Origin of the sequence: Roseateles sp. (assembly GCF_049240545.1) — a bacterium.
Taxonomy (GTDB): Bacteria; Pseudomonadota; Gammaproteobacteria; order Burkholderiales; family Burkholderiaceae_C; genus Paucibacter_A.
On sequence record NZ_JBMLSK010000082.1, the window covers coordinates 1 to 19,750 of the forward strand.

The 19,750-nt window shown below is 59.3% G+C and carries 19 protein-coding genes; 12 read left to right on the plus strand and 7 right to left on the minus strand.

The annotated features are described in order from the left end of the window. Positions 1 to 542: 542 nt before the first annotated feature. Positions 543 to 1,277 carry a transcriptional repressor LexA gene (lexA, locus tag ACOVRJ_RS05180; protein WP_422042833.1) on the minus strand — a complete coding sequence of 245 codons (735 nt, stop codon included), beginning with the start codon at positions 1,275 to 1,277 and terminating at the stop codon, positions 543 to 545. 67 nt (positions 1,278 to 1,344) lie between these two features. Here lexA and ACOVRJ_RS05185 point away from each other — a divergent pair, with 67 nt between their 5' ends. Next, positions 1,345 to 2,358, plus strand: a complete 1,014-nt coding sequence (locus ACOVRJ_RS05185) for an asparaginase (RefSeq protein ID WP_422042834.1) — start codon at positions 1,345 to 1,347, stop codon at positions 2,356 to 2,358. Between the two features lie 155 nt (positions 2,359 to 2,513). Here ACOVRJ_RS05185 and ACOVRJ_RS05190 read toward each other — a convergent pair whose 3' ends face one another. The 5 genes from ACOVRJ_RS05190 to ACOVRJ_RS05210 all read right to left on the minus strand — a co-directional run bounded on the left by ACOVRJ_RS05190 (position 2,514) and on the right by ACOVRJ_RS05210 (position 7,205). Beyond that, positions 2,514 to 2,939: an organic hydroperoxide resistance protein gene (locus ACOVRJ_RS05190; protein ID WP_422042835.1), complete on the minus strand. Its 426-nt coding sequence runs from the start codon at positions 2,937 to 2,939 to the stop codon at positions 2,514 to 2,516. A 65-nt stretch (positions 2,940 to 3,004) separates the two neighbouring features. Next, entirely contained in the window at positions 3,005 to 3,544 is a 540-nt protein-coding gene (locus ACOVRJ_RS05195) for a MarR family winged helix-turn-helix transcriptional regulator (RefSeq protein WP_422042836.1), read from the minus strand. A gap of 234 nt (positions 3,545 to 3,778) precedes the next feature. Beyond that, positions 3,779 to 4,456, minus strand: a complete 678-nt coding sequence (gene rsxB, locus ACOVRJ_RS05200; RefSeq protein ID WP_422042837.1) for an electron transport complex subunit RsxB — start codon at positions 4,454 to 4,456, stop codon at positions 3,779 to 3,781. A gap of 16 nt (positions 4,457 to 4,472) precedes the next feature. Further along, a complete protein-coding gene (locus tag ACOVRJ_RS05205; RefSeq protein WP_422042838.1) occupies positions 4,473 to 5,801 on the minus strand; it encodes a polyhydroxyalkanoate depolymerase in 1,329 nt (442 codons plus the stop codon). A gap of 201 nt (positions 5,802 to 6,002) precedes the next feature. Further along, positions 6,003 to 7,205, minus strand: a complete 1,203-nt coding sequence (locus ACOVRJ_RS05210) for an amino acid aminotransferase (protein ID WP_422042839.1) — start codon at positions 7,203 to 7,205, stop codon at positions 6,003 to 6,005. A 137-nt stretch (positions 7,206 to 7,342) separates the two neighbouring features. Here ACOVRJ_RS05210 and uvrB point away from each other — a divergent pair, with 137 nt between their 5' ends. The 9 genes from uvrB to tsaD all read left to right on the plus strand — a co-directional run bounded on the left by uvrB (position 7,343) and on the right by tsaD (position 16,112). Beyond that, entirely contained in the window at positions 7,343 to 9,448 is a 2,106-nt protein-coding gene (gene uvrB / locus ACOVRJ_RS05215; protein ID WP_422042840.1) for an excinuclease ABC subunit UvrB, read from the plus strand. 200 nt (positions 9,449 to 9,648) lie between these two features. Then, complete coding sequence (locus ACOVRJ_RS05220) at positions 9,649 to 10,182, plus strand: Fe-S cluster assembly transcription factor (protein ID WP_263536429.1); 534 nt, start codon at positions 9,649 to 9,651, stop codon at positions 10,180 to 10,182. Between the two features lie 45 nt (positions 10,183 to 10,227). After that, entirely contained in the window at positions 10,228 to 11,448 is a 1,221-nt protein-coding gene (locus tag ACOVRJ_RS05225) for an IscS subfamily cysteine desulfurase (RefSeq protein WP_422042841.1), read from the plus strand. Positions 11,449 to 11,489: 41 nt separating this feature from the next. After that, the gene (gene iscU / locus ACOVRJ_RS05230) at positions 11,490 to 11,894 is read left to right on the plus strand and encodes a Fe-S cluster assembly scaffold IscU (protein WP_339593880.1); all 405 of its coding nucleotides are present in this window, start codon (positions 11,490 to 11,492) and stop codon (positions 11,892 to 11,894) included. 12 nt (positions 11,895 to 11,906) lie between these two features. Continuing rightward, a complete protein-coding gene (gene iscA / locus ACOVRJ_RS05235; RefSeq protein WP_339593881.1) occupies positions 11,907 to 12,230 on the plus strand; it encodes an iron-sulfur cluster assembly protein IscA in 324 nt (107 codons plus the stop codon). Between the two features lie 74 nt (positions 12,231 to 12,304). Then, positions 12,305 to 12,823: a Fe-S protein assembly co-chaperone HscB gene (gene hscB / locus ACOVRJ_RS05240; RefSeq protein WP_422042842.1), complete on the plus strand. Its 519-nt coding sequence runs from the start codon at positions 12,305 to 12,307 to the stop codon at positions 12,821 to 12,823. A gap of 32 nt (positions 12,824 to 12,855) precedes the next feature. Further along, complete coding sequence (gene hscA, locus ACOVRJ_RS05245) at positions 12,856 to 14,712, plus strand: Fe-S protein assembly chaperone HscA (RefSeq protein ID WP_422042843.1); 1,857 nt, start codon at positions 12,856 to 12,858, stop codon at positions 14,710 to 14,712. A 21-nt stretch (positions 14,713 to 14,733) separates the two neighbouring features. Then, positions 14,734 to 15,072, plus strand: a complete 339-nt coding sequence (gene fdx, locus ACOVRJ_RS05250; RefSeq protein ID WP_422042844.1) for an ISC system 2Fe-2S type ferredoxin — start codon at positions 14,734 to 14,736, stop codon at positions 15,070 to 15,072. 8 nt (positions 15,073 to 15,080) lie between these two features. Next, a complete protein-coding gene (tsaD, locus tag ACOVRJ_RS05255; protein WP_422042845.1) occupies positions 15,081 to 16,112 on the plus strand; it encodes a tRNA (adenosine(37)-N6)-threonylcarbamoyltransferase complex transferase subunit TsaD in 1,032 nt (343 codons plus the stop codon). A gap of 35 nt (positions 16,113 to 16,147) precedes the next feature. On the opposite strand, the gene ACOVRJ_RS05260 is transcribed toward tsaD, so the two are convergent. Further along, positions 16,148 to 16,588 carry an Hsp20/alpha crystallin family protein gene (locus ACOVRJ_RS05260; RefSeq protein ID WP_422042846.1) on the minus strand — a complete coding sequence of 147 codons (441 nt, stop codon included), beginning with the start codon at positions 16,586 to 16,588 and terminating at the stop codon, positions 16,148 to 16,150. Between the two features lie 472 nt (positions 16,589 to 17,060). On the opposite strand from ACOVRJ_RS05260, the gene rpsO reads away from it, so the two are divergent. Both rpsO and pnp read left to right on the plus strand, forming a co-directional pair. Then, positions 17,061 to 17,330, plus strand: a complete 270-nt coding sequence (gene rpsO, locus ACOVRJ_RS05265) for a 30S ribosomal protein S15 (RefSeq protein ID WP_339593887.1) — start codon at positions 17,061 to 17,063, stop codon at positions 17,328 to 17,330. 271 nt (positions 17,331 to 17,601) lie between these two features. Beyond that, the gene (gene pnp / locus ACOVRJ_RS05270) at positions 17,602 to 19,731 is read left to right on the plus strand and encodes a polyribonucleotide nucleotidyltransferase (RefSeq protein ID WP_422042847.1); all 2,130 of its coding nucleotides are present in this window, start codon (positions 17,602 to 17,604) and stop codon (positions 19,729 to 19,731) included. Positions 19,732 to 19,750: the final 19 nt, after the last annotated feature.

Consider the following 19,750-nt stretch of genomic DNA (forward strand, 5'->3'; position numbering starts at 1 on the left):
AATACCGGCCTGTCACGCCGGGGGTCGCGGGTTCGAGTCCCGTCCACTCCGCCAATATTGAAAGCCCTGATTGCGAAAGCAGTCAGGGCTTTTTCTTTGTGCTTCTTGAACATCGTAGCCATCTGAGGTTCAACTGTGCTCATCTTGCAAAACTAGGCAAGCTAGTTCTAGTGGCATGAGGGGTCGGCTCGCGCCCTGTGAGCTAAGTGTTGGCTTAGTGGTAACACCAAATACCAAGACAAGCCCTAGTGCAAAGGGCTGAAATTGCGAGCCCTTTGCAGTTCGCTGTACCGAGAGGTGCCGACCTGCCGAAGCGAGCTGAAGCAGAAGTATCCTTCTGCAGTTCATTGATCCTCAAGCAGAAGATTGGTGCTGCTCGCAGACATATTCCACGAGTTTGGTTCTGTCTAGCCTAGACCGACGTTCGAAAATGCAGGGTGGGGGGCGAAACTGGTTCCTCGCGGTACGAACAAACTCCATTCGGTACAAGGCGACTTCGGCAGCAAGGCCTGTATCAAATTTGTGGATACGCCGGGTTGCGTTCAGTTGAACATCTGTCCGCGAATAAGGCCGACCGCCAAACCTTCCAAGGCGAAACTCTCATCGCCTTCCGCCACCAGTATGGGTTCAAAGTCCGAATTCTCGGCTAGCAGTTCAATACCCTTGCGATTGCGCTGAAATCGTTTGACCGTGACTTCGTCGCCCAGGCGCGCCACCACAATCTGGCCGTTCTTGGCTTCGGATACTTTCTTCACGGCCAGCAGATCGCCGTCCATGATTCCAATATCCTTCATGCTCATGCCGCGGACCTTCAATAAGTAGTCCGGCTTCTGCGCAAACATACTCGCCTCAACGGCGTAGCTTTGTTCGATATGTTCTTGTGCCAAGATCGGTTGGCCGGCGGCTACGCGGCCGATCAAAGGCAAACTTAACTGTGCCAAGGCTGCCAGCGGCAGCGAAAACTGCCGGTCATTCAAGTCTTTGCTTTTACTCAGACCCATGCGCACCTGTTGGGCTTCTTTCGCTTCTCTGGCCTGATTCACAGCCTTCAATGTGTCAGACTTCAGCCTGATGCCACGCGATGTGCCGCCCAGCAGTTCAATGACGCCCTTGCGTGCAAGGGCCTGTAAGTGTTCTTCAGCGGCATTGGCCGAACGAAACCCCAACTCAGCCGCAATTTCAGCACGGGTTGGCGGGGCACCGGTCTGTTCAATGGCCTGTCGGACCAAATCAAGGATTTGTTGTTGACGTGCGGTGAGTTTCGGCTTGTCGTCCATGAGGATCCTGCTTTGGTTGGCCTGAATATTTATCCAGTAACTGTATTTTCATCCAGCTTAGAGAAAAATGCAAAAAATCAATGTTCAACTTGATTCGAGCAAGGCCCAAGGTACGGACGCACCCAACTTGGTGGTGATTCTGGGCACCGGTGGCACCATCGCGGGTACCGCTGAATCCGCTTCAGATAATGTGGGCTATCGCGCCGCACAATTGGGTGTCGATCAGTTGCTCGCAGCGATACCTGCGTTGTCCCCCTATCAATTGGAAGCTGAGCAATTGGCTCAGTTGGACAGCAAGGACATGGATTTCCCGACGTGGCAAAAGCTGGCACTGCGGGTGCAGGCTCATTTGGCCCGCCCGGAAGTCGCAGGGCTGGTGATCACCCACGGAACCGACACTCTCGAAGAGACGGCATATTTTTTGCAACGGGTGTTGGCGCCGCGCAAACCTGTGGTGTTGACCGCTGCGATGCGTCCGGCGACTGCCTTGCAAAAAGACGGGCCTCAAAACCTATTGGATGCTGTCCGTGTGGCACTGGATTCGGAGGCTAGGGGAGTTCTGCTGGCTTTCGCAGGGCAGGTTCATGGCGCGGAGCAAGTCCGAAAGGTGCACAGCTACAAAGTCGACGCCTTTGCCTCGGTTGATGGCAACCGTTTGGCCTGGATCGAAGAGGGGCACGTTCGTTGGTTGTCTCAGGCGCGTCTAATGAGCGAGCCCATGGGAACTGAGTTGCTGGCATCCCTGGACTGTGAGGCTTGGCCCAAGGTTGACATCATCATGAATCATGTGGGCGCCACCGGTTCGATTGTCCGTGCTCTTTTGGTGCAAGGGGTTGACGGCTTGGTGGTGGCAGGCACTGGCAACGGTAGTCTATCCACAGAGCTTGAGAGCGCCTTACGTGAAGCTCAGGCTAAGGGGGTTGCGGTGTTGCGTAGCACCCGTTGCGACGCAGGACCTGTGACGTCCTCAGCAGATGCCTTGCCCAGTGCCGGCACCTTGAGTCCGGTGAAGGCCAGAGTCGAGTTGTTGCTGAACTTGCTGCAGCAGAAGTTGGCCATTCAGGTCGGCCGAAAGCAATAGGCAAGAGGCCCTGGACTGTCGGGGGCTGGCTCTTTGTTTAGCTTGGCACCCAGAGGAAAGACCTCTTGGCGGTTTGGCTTGCGCAATGCGCGACCGGGAACGGCTAGGCACTGCGGAGGAGCGATCGTCATCGCTCCGCGGCCGGCGTTGAACCCTTACACGAGGTTCAAGGAAACATCGATATTGCCTCGGGTGGCATTTGAATAGGGGCAGACTTGGTGAGCGGCAGCAATCAGTTGCTCCGCAGCGGCCTTTTCCATCCCAGGAATTTGGATGTACATAGCGACCTGAATGCCGTAGCCCGCAGGAATAGGGCCAATGCCGACCTCAGCATTAATGCTGAGGTCCGACGGCAGAGAAACTTTCATCTTGCCAGCCACGGCCTTCATGGCGCCGATAAAGCAGGCCGAATAGCCGGCGGCGAACAATTGTTCCGGGTTTGTGCCGGAGCCGCCTGCGCCTCCCAACTCCTTGGGGGTGGAAAGCGTCACCTTCAAGGCGCCATCTGGGGTAGAGGATGTGCCTTCACGCCCCCCTGTGCTGGTGGCATGAGCGGTGTACAGAACTTTTTCGAGGGTCATGGCGTCGTCCTTTTCGGGCGTTAAGTGGGGTTGGGAACGAGGGAATGATTGGCAAGTCACACAGATTAGGGGCGGCCTCTGCTCGTTGCAGCGTCACTATCTGAGTCACTTTTTCCTTGGATCTGGCGCGTTAGCTGATGCAGACGTTCCCTGATCTCATTAACTTCTTCCAATGGACAGGCGCTGGTGCGGAGCATGATGCCAGGTATCGGGCGAGCGGCTTCTTTCAAGCACAGGCCCGCGGGTGTGAGGAGGATCTCCACCCGCCGCTCATCGTCTTTGGCCCGGAGGCGACGAATCCAGCCCTGGAGTTCCAGTCGCTTCAGCAAAGGTGTCAGGGTGCCTGAGTCCAAAGAAAGGCGCGCGCCCAAGGTTGAGACGCCAATGCCGTCAGACTCCCAGAGCGCCAGCATGACCAAGTATTGAGGGTAGGTCAGACCGAGGGGCTCGAGCAGCGGTTTGTAGGCCTTGGTCATTGCCAGAGAACTGGCGTAAAGGGCGAAGCAGAGTTGGTGGTCGAGCTTGAGTGGCACATCGTCCGCGAGGAAGGGCCGAGCTTTGCCTCCGCGCTCGTTCGTTCCTTGGCTTGTGGGCTTGCTTGACATGGGGAGAGTCTAGTTTGCAATTAAATTGCACACAATTTAAAAGGCTTCTCTCTCCTGCGCTAGCAGCATCCTGCCGTTCAATCCGTACGGCCGTAGGCGTATCGATCTTGTGACGCGGCGTGGATGCTTCATTTTTCGCCGCCTTGAGCAAGAAAACAGTGTGAGGAAGGAGTTGTCAGCAGGGCCTCAACTCGCCAGCCCTAAAGCCAAGACAACCTCCGCAACAAGCGAACTTCAGACCTTGCGTTTGGCGCGTGCGCGGGCAAGAGCGGCCTCGATGGCCGATCGTTTACGGTCCAACTCCTGGGGGTCGGTGATCTTGGAGGCCTGTGCCAGATCCGCCAACTTCGCTTCAGCCTTCGCTTGCAAACGAGCCTCGTTTTCGCGCTTGTCGCGCGCTTGCCTTAAGCGATGAAACTCGTACCGATCGCGTGCTTGTGCCGCCTGTACGGGGCTCCATGCGGCCCAGCCTGTTTGATCGGGCTCGAGCTCAAGCATCGAGATGCAATCCACGGGGCAGGCCGGAATGCAGAGTTCACATCCCGTACATTGCTGACTCACGATCCAATGCATTTGTTTGGGCGCGCCAACGATGCAGTCCACTGGGCATGCCTTGATGCACAGGGTGCAACCAATGCACCAGCTTTCGTCAATCAGCGCCAACTTGCGTGGCCCCTCTTGCCCGTGCGCGTCACTCAAGGGCCGCGCTGGCTGGCCCGTCAAGGCCGCGAGTCGACGAACGCCCTCTGCGCCGCCTGGTGGGCATTGATTGATCTCAGCCGCGCCATCCGCGATGGCAACTGCATAGGAATGGCAGTCCGGATAAGCGCAGCGGGTGCACTGGGTCTGCGGCAAGGCGGCGTTAAGCCGAGCAATCAGAAATTGCCGCTTGCTGTCAATCGAGTCGTTCAAGCTGCCTGACCTGGGTTCAAGCCTGTTTGCTGCGTGCCCGACGCCCATTGCTGGAGGCGGTACCCGTTTCAGTGCTTGGCTTTTGGGGCGCACTCAGCACGGGCTCAAGGTCGTACTTGGCAATAAAGCGCTGAACCTCCGGATAGACCTTTTCACGCCAGCGACGGCCTGAAAAAATCCCGTAATGGCCTGCGCCCACGGCATCGTAGTGATGCTGATGCTCGGACGGGATGCCCTCGCAGAGTTCATGCGCCGCACGGGTTTGGCCCGCGCCTGAGATGTCATCCAATTCACCTTCAACCGTCAACAGCGCCGTCCCCTTGATGTCTTGAGGACGAACGAGCTGCCCCTTGACGTCCCACGTCCCGTTGACCAAGGCAAAGTCTTGAAACACGGTCTTGATGGTGTCCAGGTAGTACTCGGCAGGCATGTCCAAGACCGCGTTGTACTCATCGTAGAACTGACGGTGGGAGTCCGCGCCATCGTCGTCACCCCTAACCAAGTCAAGGAAATAGTCGTAATGGGACGTGAGGTGGCGGTCTGGGTTCATCGCCACAAAACCGGTGTGCTGCAAGAAGCCAGGATAGACCTGCCGGCCGGCGCCTGGGAAATTGGTCGGTACCCGATAAATCACATTGGCCTCAAACCAGCTGAAGCTTCGGTTCATTGCCAAATTGTTGACCGCTGTCGGGCTGCGGCGGGCGTCAATCGGGCCGCCCATCATGGTCATGGATCGTGGTGTTTGTTCTCCGTTGGAGGCCATCAAGGAGATTGCGGCCAGGACCGGGACCGTCGGCTGGCAGACCGAAATCACATGGCAGTCAGGACCGATGTGCCGAATGAACTCTTGCACATAGGCAATGTAATCATCCAGATGGAAGGGCCCCTCTTCGAGCGGCACCATGCGTGCGTCGGTCCAATCGGTGATGTAGACCTTGTGGTCTTTCAGCAGTTGGCGCACGGTATCGCGCAGCAAGGTGCTGTGATGGCCGGACAGCGGCGCCACCACCAAGACGGTGGGTTGGTCCTTCATTTTCGTCAACACCGCGACGTTATCGGTGTAACGTTTGAAACGCATCAAACGGCAGAACGGCTTCTCCACGGGTACCAATTCCTGCACCGCGACTTCGACCTGGTCTACCTCAACGCCACGAATTCCAAACTCGGGTTTTTCGTAGTCCTTGCCCAGGCGGTGCATCAGGTCCAGGCCGGCCGAGACACGCTGCGACATTGGAGAATGAGCGAAAGGCGATAAGGGGTGGCTGTACAACTTGGCCGAAGCGCTGGCAAATTCCGCGAAGGGGCTCATCAGCGCGCGCTGAGTTTCAAACAGTTGATACAGCATGGTCGTCTGTCCTTTGCTTGCGATAAGAACGCGGGCAAAGGGCCCGCGTGTCGTGCACAAAATCTATCTTCCCTGATTTTGTGCATTGCAGCATTTTACGAGGCCGGCTGGCCGCGTATGTATCGCAAAACCCCAATAAAGGGTGATTTATTGGGGCTTGCGGGTCTCGTTCGCCGTCTCGGCTGTCTTGGCCTTTGGCTTTCAGCCTTTGATGACGGCGGCCATGGCGCGGGCGACGGCCGGCAGGTTTTGCTCGTTCAATGCGGCCACGCAAATGCGGCCCGAGTCGACGCCGTAAATGCCAAACTCGCTGCGCAGGCGCTGCATTTGCGCAGCCGACAGGCCGGAGTAGCTGAACATGCCTTTTTGGCGCGTCACAAAGCTCAGGTCTTGTTGAACGCCAGCCGCTTGCAAGGCCTCCACCAAGGCCACGCGCATGGCGCGAATGCGCAGGCGCATGCCGGCCAGTTCCTCTTCCCACAGTGCGCGTAATGCCGGAGTCGACAAAACGGTGGCCACCACTTGAGCGCCGTGGGTCGGTGGGTTGGAGTAGTTGGTGCGGATCACAATCTTCAGCTGACTCAGTACGCGCGAGGCTTCTTCGGCCGAGCCGCACACCACGCTCAAGGCGCCGACGCGCTCGCCATACAGCGAGAAGCTCTTGGAGAAACTGGTGGACACAAAGAAGTCCAAGCCGGCCGCCAAGAACTGCTGAATCACCGCGCCGTCTTCTTGGATGCCTTCACCAAAGCCTTGGTAGGCCATGTCCAAAAAGGCCACCAAGCCACGTGCCTTAACCACCTCGACCACTTGGTCCCACTGGGCGCTCGTCAGGTCGTAACCGGTTGGGTTGTGGCAGCAAGCGTGCAAGACCACCACGGTGCCTGCGGCTGCGGCATTCAAGGCAGCCAACATGGCATCGAAGGCGATGCCGAGATTGGCCGCGTCGAAGTAAGGATAGGTCTCGACGTCGAAGCCCGCATTGCTGAACAGGGCGCGGTGGTTCTCCCAGCTGGGGTCGGAAATCAACACTTTGGCGCCTGGATTGAGGCGTTTCAAAAAGTCGGCGCCAATCTTCAGGCCGCCGGTCCCGCCGATGGCCTGGATCGTCGCGACGCGCTTGTCTTTCACCACGGCGCTGTCGGCGCCAAAGACCAAGCCCTGGACGGCCTTGTCGTAGGCGGCGATGCCGTCAATCGGCAAATAGCCGCGCGCCTTGGGGGCGGCCAGCATGGCGCCTTCGGCCTCGGCCACGCACTTCAGCAAGGGCAGCTTGCCTGCGGCATCGAAATAGACGCCCACGCCCAGATTGACCTTGGCAGGGTTGGGGTCGGCATTGAATTGCTCATTCAGACCCAGAATCGGGTCGCGAGGGGCCATTTCGACGGCGGAAAACAAAGACATGGACGGCTTTCCTGACAGAACGGTGTCAACAAGTGAGGGCGAGGGTGAGGGCATGAAGCCAGCGTCTACGCTAACCTGTCGGGTTGCGCAGACCGCGAATTCTAGGCGGCGACGCGCGCCGTTTCCGGGATGACCCTATGCAAGATCCGACTGCCCTCATAGACAAAGACGACGAAAACACTGCGCCAGCCGAGGCGCCGAAGGGTGAGTTCGTGACTTTCGAAGGTTCGCCGTTCCAGCTGTTCCAGCCTTTCCCGCCAGCCGGTGATCAACCGGTCGCGATTGAGAAGCTGGTCGAAGGCGTGAACGACGGTTTGAGCTTCCAGACCTTGCTGGGCGTGACCGGCTCGGGCAAGACCTTCACCATGGCCAATGTGATTGCCCGCCTGGGGCGGCCCGCCATCATTTTTGCGCCCAACAAGACCCTGGCAGCCCAGCTGTACTCCGAGTTCCGGGATTTCTTTCCCAATAATGCGGTGGAGTATTTCGTTAGCTACTACGACTACTACCAGCCCGAGGCTTATGTGCCGCAGCGCGATCTTTTCATCGAGAAGGACAGCGCCATCAATGAGCATATTGAGCAATTGCGTTTGTCGGCCACCAAGAGCTTGATGGAGCGCCGCGATGTGGTGATCGTGGCCTCGGTTTCAGCGATTTACGGCATTGGTAACCCTGCCGACTATCACCAGATGGTGATGACGCTGCGCACCGGCGACAAGATGGGCCAGCGCGATGTGATCGCCCAGCTGATTCGCATGCAGTACACCCGCAATGAGGTGGAGTTCAGCCGCGGCGCCTTCCGCGTACGGGGCGACACGATTGATGTCTTCCCCGCCGAGCACTCGGAGCTGGCACTTCGAATTGAGCTGTTTGATGACGAGGTCGAGACGCTGCAGCTCTTTGACCCGCTGACCGGCAAGATTCGCCAGAAGATCCCGCGCTTCACCGTCTACCCCAGCAGCCATTACGTCACGCCGCGCGAGCGTGTTTTGGCGGCCATGGAGACCATCAAGCAAGAGTTGCGTGAACGCCTGGGGCAGTTTGTGCAAGACGGCAAACTGGTGGAGGCCCAGCGCCTGGAGCAGCGCACCCGCTTTGACCTGGAGATGCTGCAAGAGGTGGGGCATTGCAAAGGCATTGAGAACTACACCCGACATATCTCAGGCGCACAGCCCGGCGAGGCGCCGCCGACTTTGGTGGACTATCTGGCCAAAGATGCGCTGATGTTCCTGGATGAAAGCCATGTGCTGATCGGTCAGTTTGGTGGCATGTACAACGGCGACCGGGCGCGCAAAACGACGCTGGTGGAATATGGCTTTCGCCTGCCTTCAGCGCTCGACAACCGGCCGCTCAAGTTTGATGAGTTCGAGCGCAAGATGCGCCAGGCGGTATTTGTGTCGGCCACGCCCGGCAATTACGAGCAAGAGAACTCCGGGCAAATCGTCGAGCAGGTGGTGCGTCCGACTGGCTTGGTGGACCCGCAAGTGGAGGTGCGGCCTGCCACGCATCAGGTCGACGATGTCTTGCAAGAGATTCGGGAACGGGTGGAGGTGAACGAGCGGGTCTTGATCACCACCTTGACCAAGCGCATGGCCGAACAGCTGACGGATTACTTGAGCGACAACGGCGTCAAGGTGCGCTACTTGCATTCGGATGTGGACACGGTCGAGCGGGTGGAGATCTTGCGTGACCTGCGCCTGGGCACTTTTGACGTGCTGGTGGGTATCAACCTGCTGCGAGAAGGTTTGGATATCCCCGAGGTTTCTCTGGTCGCAATTCTGGATGCAGACAAAGAAGGCTTTTTGCGCTCCGAGCGCAGCTTGATCCAGACCATAGGCCGGGCGGCGCGCAATTTGCGCGGTAAGGCGATTTTGTATGCCGACCGCATCACCGACTCGATGAAGAAGGCCATGGGCGAGACCGAGCGGCGCCGTATCAAGCAGTTGGCCTTCAATGAAACCCATGGCATCACGCCGCGCGCGCTCAACAAACGCATCAAGGACCTGATCGACGGCGTCTATTCTGAAAAGAGCGGCCGTGACGACCAGAAACTGCTGCAGGTGGCCGAGGTCGAACAGATGTCTGAAAAGGACCTCAGCAAACGCATGGCCTTGTTGGAAAAGCAGATGCTCGAACATGCGCGCAGTCTGGAGTTCGAGAAGGCCGCCCGTGTGCGCGACCAGCTGGCGCAGCTGCGCGAGCAAGCCTTTGGCGCTGTGGTCCACGACCATATCCTCAAGTAGTTCAGGCTTGCTTTTGAGGGCTCTCCAGCAAGCTTTGCAGTAATTGAGTAAAATGGTCGGAATTGATCCAGGGTAAACCCGCTCATTGAAGTTCAAGGTGGCGGTCTTGGTTCCAGCGCGGAAAGCTTGCGCTGCATTTCCGATTGTTTTGCTCTGTTTTTGCTCGGCCACCCGGTCGTTCGGACCATAAGGAGAGATAGATGCGACTCACCACCAAGGGCCGTTTTGCCGTCACTGCAATGATTGATCTGGCCCTGCGCGAGAACGGTGGGCCGGTGGCCTTGGCCGCCATCAGCCAGCGCCAGCAAATCTCACTGTCTTATCTGGAGCAGCTGTTCGGCAAGCTGCGCCGCCATGAATTGGTGGAAAGCACCCGCGGACCGGGCGGCGGTTACTCCCTGGGTCGCAAATCCAGCGAAATCACCGTGGCCGACATCATCGTGGCCGTGGATGAACCCATCGACGCGACCGGTTGCGGCGGCCATGAAAACTGCATGGGCGAGAACACCGGCCGCTGCATCACCCATGAGCTCTGGACCAGTTTGAACGCCAAGATGATCGAGTATTTGGACTCGGTGTCGCTGCGCAAGCTGGTGGAAGACCAGGTCGCCAAAGGCGTGACCATTGAAGAGTCACCGATGAAGCGCGCCATTTCCTCCACGCCGGTGGTCAAGCCCATCCGCATCACGGCGCCGAATTCGGTCTTTGCCCTCGGCAATGCCTTCACCAAGTAAACACGTTTCTACAGAAAACAAGCCAAGCAAGAAGCCCAGCCAAAAATGGATATGACCCCGCATTTCCCGATCTATTTGGACTACGGCGCGACCACGCCCGTGGACCCCCGCGTCGTTACCGCCATGGTGCCTTGGTTGAGTGAGCATTTCGGCAATCCGGCCTCACGCAGCCATGCCTGGGGCTGGGAAGCCGAAGCCATCGTTGAGAAGTCTCGCGAAGAAGTGGCGGCCCTGATTGGTGCTGACCCGCGCGAAATCGTCTGGACTTCGGGTGCCACCGAGTCCATCAATCTCGCCCTCAAGGGCGCGGCCCAGTTCTACAAGACCCGCGGCAAGCACATCATCACGCTGAAGACCGAACACAAGGCGGTGCTGGACACCTGCCGCGAGTTGGAGCGTCAGGGTTTTGAGGTGACTTACCTCGACGTTGAGGCAAATGGTCTTGTCGATTTGGACAAACTCAAGGCCGCCTTCCGTCCGGACACCATCTTGGTTTCGGTGCTGTTCGTTAGCAATGAGATCGGTGTGATTCAAGACATTCCCGCCATCGGAGCGATGTGCCGTGAGCGCGGTGCGATCTTCCACGTGGACGCCGCTCAAGCCACCGGCAAGGTCGCAATCGACCTGGCCACGCTGCCGGTCGACTTGATGAGCTTGGCTTCACACAAGACTTATGGCCCCAAAGGCATTGGCGCTCTTTATGTGCGCCGCAAGCCGCGGATTCGTCTGGAAGCGCAAATGCACGGCGGCGGGCAAGAGCGCGGCATGCGCTCCGGCACCTTGGCCACGCACCAGATTGTGGGCATGGGCACGGCTTACCGCATCGCTCGCGAAGAAATGGCGGAAGAGAGCGCGCGCATTCGTACCCTGCATAAGCGCCTGCTGGATGGCCTGAGTGGCATTGAGCAGGTGTTTGTGAACGGCGACCTCGAGCGCCGCGTGCCGCACAACCTGAACATGTCCTTCAACTATGTGGAAGGCGAGTCGTTGATCATGGGTGTGAAGGGCTTGGCCTTGTCGTCCGGTTCGGCCTGTACTTCGGCCAGCTTGGAGCCCAGCTATGTCTTGCGCGCCTTGGGCCGCAGCGATGAGTTGGCGCATTCCTCTTTGCGCATGACGATCGGCCGATTCACCACCGTCGAAGAGATTGATTATGCGATTGCGACCCTGAAGGACAGAGTCGGCAAATTGCGCGAGTTGTCGCCGCTCTGGGATATGTACAAAGACGGCATCGACCTCAGCACCATTCAATGGGCAGCGCACTGAGTTGAATCTCGGCGCGACACGAACAGAATCAGGAGAACATCATGGCCTATAGCGAAAAAGTCGTTGATCACTACGAAAACCCCCGCAATGTCGGCGCCTTTGAAAAGGGCGATGACTCGGTTGGCACCGGCATGGTCGGCGCGCCGGCCTGCGGCGATGTGATGAAGCTGCAGATCAAAGTCAACCCAGCCACCGGTTTGATCGAAGACGCCAAGTTCAAAACCTATGGCTGCGGTTCCGCCATCGCCTCGAGTTCGCTGGTGACCGAATGGGTCAAGGGCAAATCCTTGGATCAGGCGCTGGACATCAAGAACACCCAGATCGCCGAAGAGTTGGCCCTGCCGCCGGTCAAGATTCACTGCTCCATCTTGGCCGAAGACGCCATCAAGGCGGCCGTGGATGACTACCGCGCCAAGCATGGCGGCGCCGCTCAAGCAGCCCAATAAGGGATCACCGGCATGTCAGTGACTGTGACCGAAGCTGCTGCGCGCCATGTGACGCGCTACATCACCAAGCGCGGCAAGGGCGTGGGCGTTCGCTTGGGCGTCAAGACCACCGGTTGCTCCGGTCTGGCCTACAAGCTGGAGTACGCCGATGAGGTGGCGCCCGAGGATGTGGTCTTCGAGGGTCATGGCATCAAGATCTTGATCGACCCCAAAAGCCTGCCTTACCTGGATGGCACCGAGCTGGACTTCGTGCGCGAAGGCTTGAACGAGGGCTTCAAGTTCCGCAATCCGCGCGAGAAAGACCGCTGCGGCTGCGGTGAGTCCTTCCGCGTGTAAAGTTGCGCCCCTTTTTGTGTTCGGTCCCGGGCGCGGCGAGAGCTGCGCCTTTTTCTTGAAGCGTAGAGCCTTTGATGCGACTTGATGACGATGACTTCAGCCTTTTTGGTTTGCCCCAGCGGCAGGACCAGAATCGTGCCGACATCGACGCATGCTGGAAGACGCTGCAGTCTCAGGTGCATCCAGACAAATTCGCCAGCGAAGGTGCAGCGGCTCAGCGCATCGCCATGCAGTGGGCGGTGCGCGTGAATGAAGCGCATCAACGCTTGCGTGATCCGCTCAAACGGGCCGCTTATCTCTGCGAGCTGCGTGGAGCACCTCTGCGCACGCATGAAAACACCCGCATGCCGGCGGCCTTTTTGATGGAACAAATGAGCTGGCGTGAGGCGCTCGACGAAGCCGTTGATGCCTCAGCGGTGGAGGCGCTGGATGATCAGATTTCTGCGCGTGAAGCCGAGTTGCTGGCCCAGGTGCAAAGCTTGCTTGATCACAAGAATGATGCTTTGGCTGCTGCCGAGCAGGTGAGGGCGCTGATGTTCCTCGCCAAGTTTCGCGCCGATATTGCTCGGCGTATGGATGCGCTGGACGCGTAAGCCGCGCTGTAAACCCAAAAGACAAGAACAACATGGCATTGCTGCAGATTTCCGAACCCGGCCAGTCGCCCAACCCTCATGAGCGCCGCATTGCGGTCGGCATCGATCTGGGCACGACGCACTCCTTGGTCGCTGCGGTGCGCAGTGGTGTGGCTGAGTGCTTGCCTGATGAGCAAGGTCAGGTGATCTTGCCCTCGGCCGTGCGCTATCTCGAAGAGGGGCGTCGCCAGATTGGCGCGGCAGCCCTGCAGGCGCAGGCGGAGGATCCGGTCAACACCATTGTGTCGGTCAAGCGCTTCATGGGCCGGGCTTTGGCGGATATCGCCAACCTCGACAAGCTGCCCTATCAGTTTGAAGACACGCCCGGCATGGTGTCGCTGGCAACGCGCGATGGCATCAAGACGCCGGTTGAGGTCTCAGCCGAAATTTTGGCGACGCTGCGCTTCCGCGCCGAAGACAGCTTTGCCGACGATGTGTTCGGCGCGGTGATCACCGTGCCGGCTTACTTTGACGACGCGCAGCGCCAGGCCACCAAGGATGCGGCGCAACTGGCCGGCTTGAATGTGCTGCGCTTGATCAATGAGCCAACGGCCGCAGCCATTGCCTATGGCCTCGATAACGGCAGCGAAGGCTTGTATGCCGTCTACGACCTCGGTGGCGGCACCTTCGACATCTCTTTGCTGCGCTTGAGCCGCGGTGTGTTTGAGGTGGTGGCCACCGGTGGTGACGCAGCCTTGGGTGGCGACGATTTTGATCGAGTGATTGCTGACGCTGTGCTCGCACAGGCGGGCTTGGCTGCCGATAGTGCCCATGACAAGCGCGCCGTGCTGGTGGCAGCGCGCCGCGCGAAAGAGCAGCTGTCAGCGGCGGACAGCGTTAGCTTTTCTGCGCAACTGGACGCTGGAGCCATCGAGGTCCAGCTGACCCGTGCGCAGTTTGAAGCCTTGGCCGAGCCCTTGGTGGCGAAGACCTTGAGTTCGGTGCGCCGTGTGCTGCGCGACGCCAAGGTCAAGGCCGATGAAGTGCAGGGCGTGGTGATGGTGGGGGGCTCCACCCGCATGCCCATCGTGCGTACATCGGTGGGGGCCTTGTTCGGCCGCGATGTCTTGACCAATCTGAATCCCGATGAGGTGGTGGCGCTGGGCGCGGCCATCCAGGCCAATCAATTGGCGGGCAACGCAGCGGGTGGCGACATTTTGTTGCTGGATGTGATCCCGCTCTCGCTCGGACTTGAAACCATGGGCGGCTTGGTCGAGCGGGTGATTGAGCGCAATGCCACCATCCCGGTCGCGCAGGCGCAAGACTTCACCACCTTCAAAGATGGCCAGACGGCCATGGCCGTGCATGTGCTGCAAGGCGAGCGTGAGTTGGTCAGCGAGTGCCGCTCGCTGGCGCGCTTTGAGTTGCGCGGCATTCCACCGATGGTGGCCGGCGCCGCGCGCATCCGGGTCACCTTCCAAGTCGATGCCGATGGACTACTCAGTGTGTCGGCCAAGGAGTTGATCTCGGGCGTCGAAGCGGCCATCAGCGTCAAGCCCAGCTATGGCTTGTCAGACGATCAAATCGCCGGCATGTTGAAAGACGGCTTTGCCAGTGCAGAAGCCGATATGGAAGCTCGCAAGTTGCGCGAGGCTTCGGTCGAGGCTGAGCGCATGCGTCTGGCCACACTATCGGCCTTGGCGGCTGACGGCGATCTGCTCAGTCAGAGCGAGCAAGCCGATATCGCCGGCTTGCTTCAGTCATTGTCAGATGCCGCTTCTGGCAGCGACGCTGCTGCGATCGATGCAGCTGTCGAGCGTTTGGCTCTGGGTACCGAGGCCTTTGCAGCCGCACGCATGAATCGCGGCATTCACAAGGCCTTGACCGGCCGCAGCATCGAGCAAATCTAAGTTCAGGGAAAGAAGTTCATCATGCCCGTCATCAAAATTCTTCCCCATCCCGAGTACTGCCCCGAGGGCACGACGGTCAGTGCGCCCGCCGGAACGTCGATTTGCGAAGCCCTCTTGGACAACAAGATCGCGATTGAGCACGCCTGCGATATGGTGTGCGCCTGTACCACCTGTCACGTGGTGGTGCGTGAGGGCATCCGGTCTTTGTCGGAGATGGAAGAGGGCGAAGAAGACATGCTGGATCGCGCCTGGGGTCTGGAGCCTGACTCGCGTCTGAGCTGCCAAGCCATCTTGGGGCAGAAGGATGTGACGATCGAGATTCCCAAGTACTCGATCAATCACGCTAAAGAAAATCACTGAGGGCCGGCATGCTGGTCCTTGGCTTTGAGTCCTCTTGCGATGAAACCGGTGTCGCGCTGATTGAGGTGCCACAGACGGGCGCTCCGCGCTTGCTGGCGCAGGCCCTGCACAGCCAGATCAGCATGCATCAGGCCTATGGCGGCGTGGTGCCCGAGTTGGCCTCGCGCGACCATATTCGCCGGGTCTTGCCCTTGACGCGCGAGGTGCTGGCCGAGTCAGGTCGCGCTTTGAGTGACGTGGACGTGATTGCCTATACCCAAGGGCCCGGTCTTGCGGGTGCCTTGTTGGTCGGCGCGGGTGTAGCGGTGGCCATGGCGGCGGCGCTCGACAAGCCGACCTTGGGCATTCACCATTTGGAAGGGCATTTGCTCTCGCCCTTCCTTTCTGCCGACGCACCAGAGTTTCCCTTTGTGGCCTTGTTGGTTTCCGGCGGGCACACCCAGTTGATGCGGGTGGACGATGTCGGCCAGTATCAGATGCTGGGTGAAACCATCGACGATGCGGCCGGCGAAGCCTTTGACAAGAGCGCAAAGCTCTTGGGCCTGCCCTATCCGGGCGGCCCTCATCTGGCCAAGTTGGCGCTTGCGGGCGACCCCAAGGCTTTTGACCTGCCGCGCCCCATGCTGAAAAGCGGCAAGCCTGACTTCAGTTTTGCTGGGCTGAAAACGGCGGTGCTGACCCAGGTGAAGCGCCTGGGCGATGCGCCGAACGATCAACAACGCGCCGACTTGGCGGCCTCCACCCAGGCTGCGATTGTCGAACTGCTGGTGCGCAAGTCACTGCTAGCCTTGAAGGAAACCGGCCTCAAGCGCCTGGTGGTAGCCGGTGGCGTCGGGGCCAATGCCTCCTTGCGGGAGCAGCTGAATGCGAGTTGCGCCAAGCGCGGTATTCGGGTGCATTACCCGGAACTGAGCTTGTGCACCGACAACGGCGCCATGATCGCCATGGCAGCGGCCTTGCGCCTGCAGCGGGGCATGGCCACGCTGGAGCACGATGGCGCTTTTGCGGTCCGGCCGCGCTGGACCTTGGGCGCAGCCTAGCCTGGGCCAGGTCTGCGCGTTTATAGGTCGCAGGCTCACATCACCGGCAAATGGCTGGCAGCTGCAGGCTGGCGTTTGGCCAGCGTCAAGGTCAACACGCCGAGTTCCAGCTTGGCCTTGGAATCCGATTGGCTGACTTCCTTGGGCAGCACGATGCTGCGCGAGAAGCGGGTCAAGGCGCGTTCTTGATGCAAGACCTGTTCGGCGGCTTGGCCGGCCTCGTTCGTGGCTTGCTCAGGTTTGGCCTGTTCGGCGTCAATGCTGACCCGGCGACCTTCGATCGAGATCTTCACAGCTTCTTTGTTGACGCCGGGCAGGTCCAGTTGCAGCACATAGCTGTGTTCGGTCTCCTTGACGTCCAGGGCTGGTGAGCGCAAAGAGACGGCCTCCGTATCGGTCTTGAACATGCGCTCGATCTGGCGGGCGAACTCGGCTTCTTGGTGGTGCAGATGGCGGCTGACGGGGATCACAAACATGATGGACTCCAGGTTGGAGAGGCCTTTGTCGCAAAGAGACATTCAGTGCGCGGCCCCCATGGCTTCTCAGTTTGTAGTGCTCGCAAGCCTTTCAAGGGCTTTGAAAAATACAGTTTTTGGCCTCTTGGAACGCGGAGCTCCAGCGCCATATGCCTTTGCCCGCGGGGGGGTATCGCTCGCTTGGGCGTGCACCTGTCGGGTAGGCGATCAAGTCTTGTTGGGGTGACTTTGGCTGTTGTTCGGACCCAACTCTGGGCGCATACTTCGATTCAGTCTATAATCGACAAGTTTTGTGCCCTGAGCTTGGCTCATTGCAGCGTTCGCGCTACGTGGGTTCCCGGCAAAAGGCGCAAAGCACAAGGCACGGCTCGGGTCGGTTTCACCCGTGACCGCAAGTAAAACCATGGAAACCGTCTGCGTACTCGGGCACTGAGCCTGTGTTGCCAGCGGATTCCGATACCAAGGAACGCATATGTCCGTCGCAGATATCAACAAGGCAGAGATCGTTCAATCGAATGCCCGCAGCGCCAACGACACTGGCTCGCCAGAAGTCCAAGTCGCTCTGCTGACAGCTCGCATCAACGCGCTGACCCCTCACTTCAAGGCAAACATGAAGGACCATCATGGTCGTCGTGGTCTGCTGAAGATGGTCAACACGCGCAAGAGCTTGCTGGCTTACCTGAAGTCCAAAGACGCCGCACGTTACACCGCGCTGATCCAGAAGCTGGGCCTGCGTAAGTAATTCGCGAACGAGATCAAGGAGCCTGTCTGGGTTGCATGTCCAGTACAGGCTCTTTGTCTTTTGAGAATCCATTGGAGTTGAGCTGACGTGGCGCTGCTGTGTCATTCCAATACCTCGGTCCCCAGTCCGCAAATTCGGTACGGGCACGAGCGATGTTTTGGAATGGCATCCCGCCAAACCCAGTCTCACTCTCGGTTGTGAAGCGGCACCGCAAGCCGCATCGAAACAGCTGCGTGGGCCTGTGCGCCTGCCAGTCAAGAGGAGAGACACAATGAGCATGTTCAATAAAGTCACCAAGACCTTCCAGTGGGGTCCCCATTCCGTCACGATGGAGACCGGCGAGATCGCCCGTCAGTCGAGCGGCGCCGTGGTGGTGAACATCGAAGGTACCGTGGTGCTGGCAACCGTGGTTGCCAAGACCGAAGCCAAGGCCGGCCAGGACTTCTTCCCGCTGACCGTTGACTATCTGGAAAAGACCTACGCTGCAGGCAAGATCCCTGGCAGCTTCTTCAAGCGTGAAGGCCGTCCTAGCGAGTTGGAGACCCTGACCAGCCGCCTGATCGACCGCCCGATTCGCCCGCTGTTCCCTGAAGGTTTCTACAACGAAGTTCAAGTCGTCGTGCACGTGCTGTCCTTGAACCCTGAGGTTCAGGCCGACATCGCCGCTTTGATCGCATCGAGTGCCGCTCTGGCCGTCTCTGGCATCCCATTCAACGGCCCGATCGGCGCTGCGCGCGTGGGCTATGTGAATGGCGAGTACATCCTGAACCCTGGCAAGACCGAGTTGGCCAACAGCAAGATGGATCTGGTAGTTGCCGGTACCCAAGCTGCTGTGCTGATGGTGGAATCGGAGGCCGATGGCCTGAGCGAAGAAATCATGCTGGGCGCCGTGGTGTTTGGCCATGAGCAAGGCAATATCGCCATCGCCGCCATTGACGAGTTGGTGCGCGACGCCGGCAAGCCGGCTTGGGACTGGAAGGCTCCTGCCAAGAACGAAGAGTTGATCGCCAAGGTGGGCGCGCTGGCCGAGGAAGCCCTGGCTGCTGCCTACCAAATCCGCAACAAGCAAGCCCGTACGCAAGCCTGCCGTACCGTGACTGCGAACGTCATGGCTGGCCTGAAGGCTGACGGCGTCGAGTTCGACAAGGTCGAAGTCGAGAGCATGCTGTTCGAGATCGAAGCCCGCATCGTGCGCGGCCAGATCCTGGCGGGTGAGCCTCGCATCGACGGTCGCGACACCCGCACCGTGCGCCCGATCGAAATCAGCAACAGCATCCTGCCGCGCACCCACGGTTCAGCCCTGTTCACCCGTGGTGAAACGCAGGCGCTGGTGGTGGCGACTTTGGGCACCGACCGCGATGCGCAGCGCATTGACGCGTTGGCCGGCGAGTTCGAAGACCGCTTCATGCTGCACTACAACATGCCTCCCTTTGCCACCGGCGAAACCGGTCGCGTGGGTAGCCCGAAGCGTCGCGAAATCGGCCACGGCCGTCTGGCCAAGCGCGCTTTGATCGCCGCGCTGCCGAGCAAGGAAGACTTCCCGTACTCGATGCGCGTCGTCTCGGAAATCACCGAGTCGAACGGCTCTTCGTCGATGGCTTCGGTCTGCGGCGGCTGCCTGGCTTTGATGGACGCTGGCGTGCCGATGAAGGCGCACGTGGCTGGTATCGCCATGGGCCTGATCAAGGACGGCAACCGTTTCGCGGTGCTGACCGACATCCTGGGCGACGAAGATCACCTCGGCGATATGGACTTCAAGGTGGCCGGTACCACCGGTGGTATCACTGCGCTGCAGATGGACATCAAGATCCAAGGCATCACCAAGGAAATCATGCAAGTCGCTTTGGCTCAGGCCAAGGAAGCTCGCCTGCACATCCTGGGCAAGATGGTGGAAGCCATGGGTACGGCTAACACCGAGGTGTCGCAGTTCGCGCCGCGTCTGTACAGCATGAAGATCAATCCGGAAAAGATCCGTGACGTGATCGGCAAGGGCGGCGCAACCATCCGTGCACTGACCGAAGAGACTGGCACGACCATCGACATCGCTGAAGACGGCACCATCACCATCGCTTCGACCGATGCTGAGAAGGCCGCTCACGCCAAGAAGCGCATCGAAGAGATCACGGCCGAAGTTGAAATCGGCAAGGTCTATGAAGGCCCGATCACCAAGATCTTGGACTTCGGTGCCCTGGTGAACCTGCTGCCTGGCAAGGATGGTCTGCTGCACATCAGCCAGATCGCCCACCAGCGCGTCGAAAAGGTGACCGATTTCCTGAAGGAAGGCCAGATCGTCAAGGTCAAGGTCATGGAAACCGACGAAAAGGGTCGCATCAAGCTGTCGATGAAGGCCTTGATCGACCGTGACGCGGCTCCGGCGCAAGCGCCGGCTGAAGCAGAATAAGGCGGAATCGTCGCTGCCA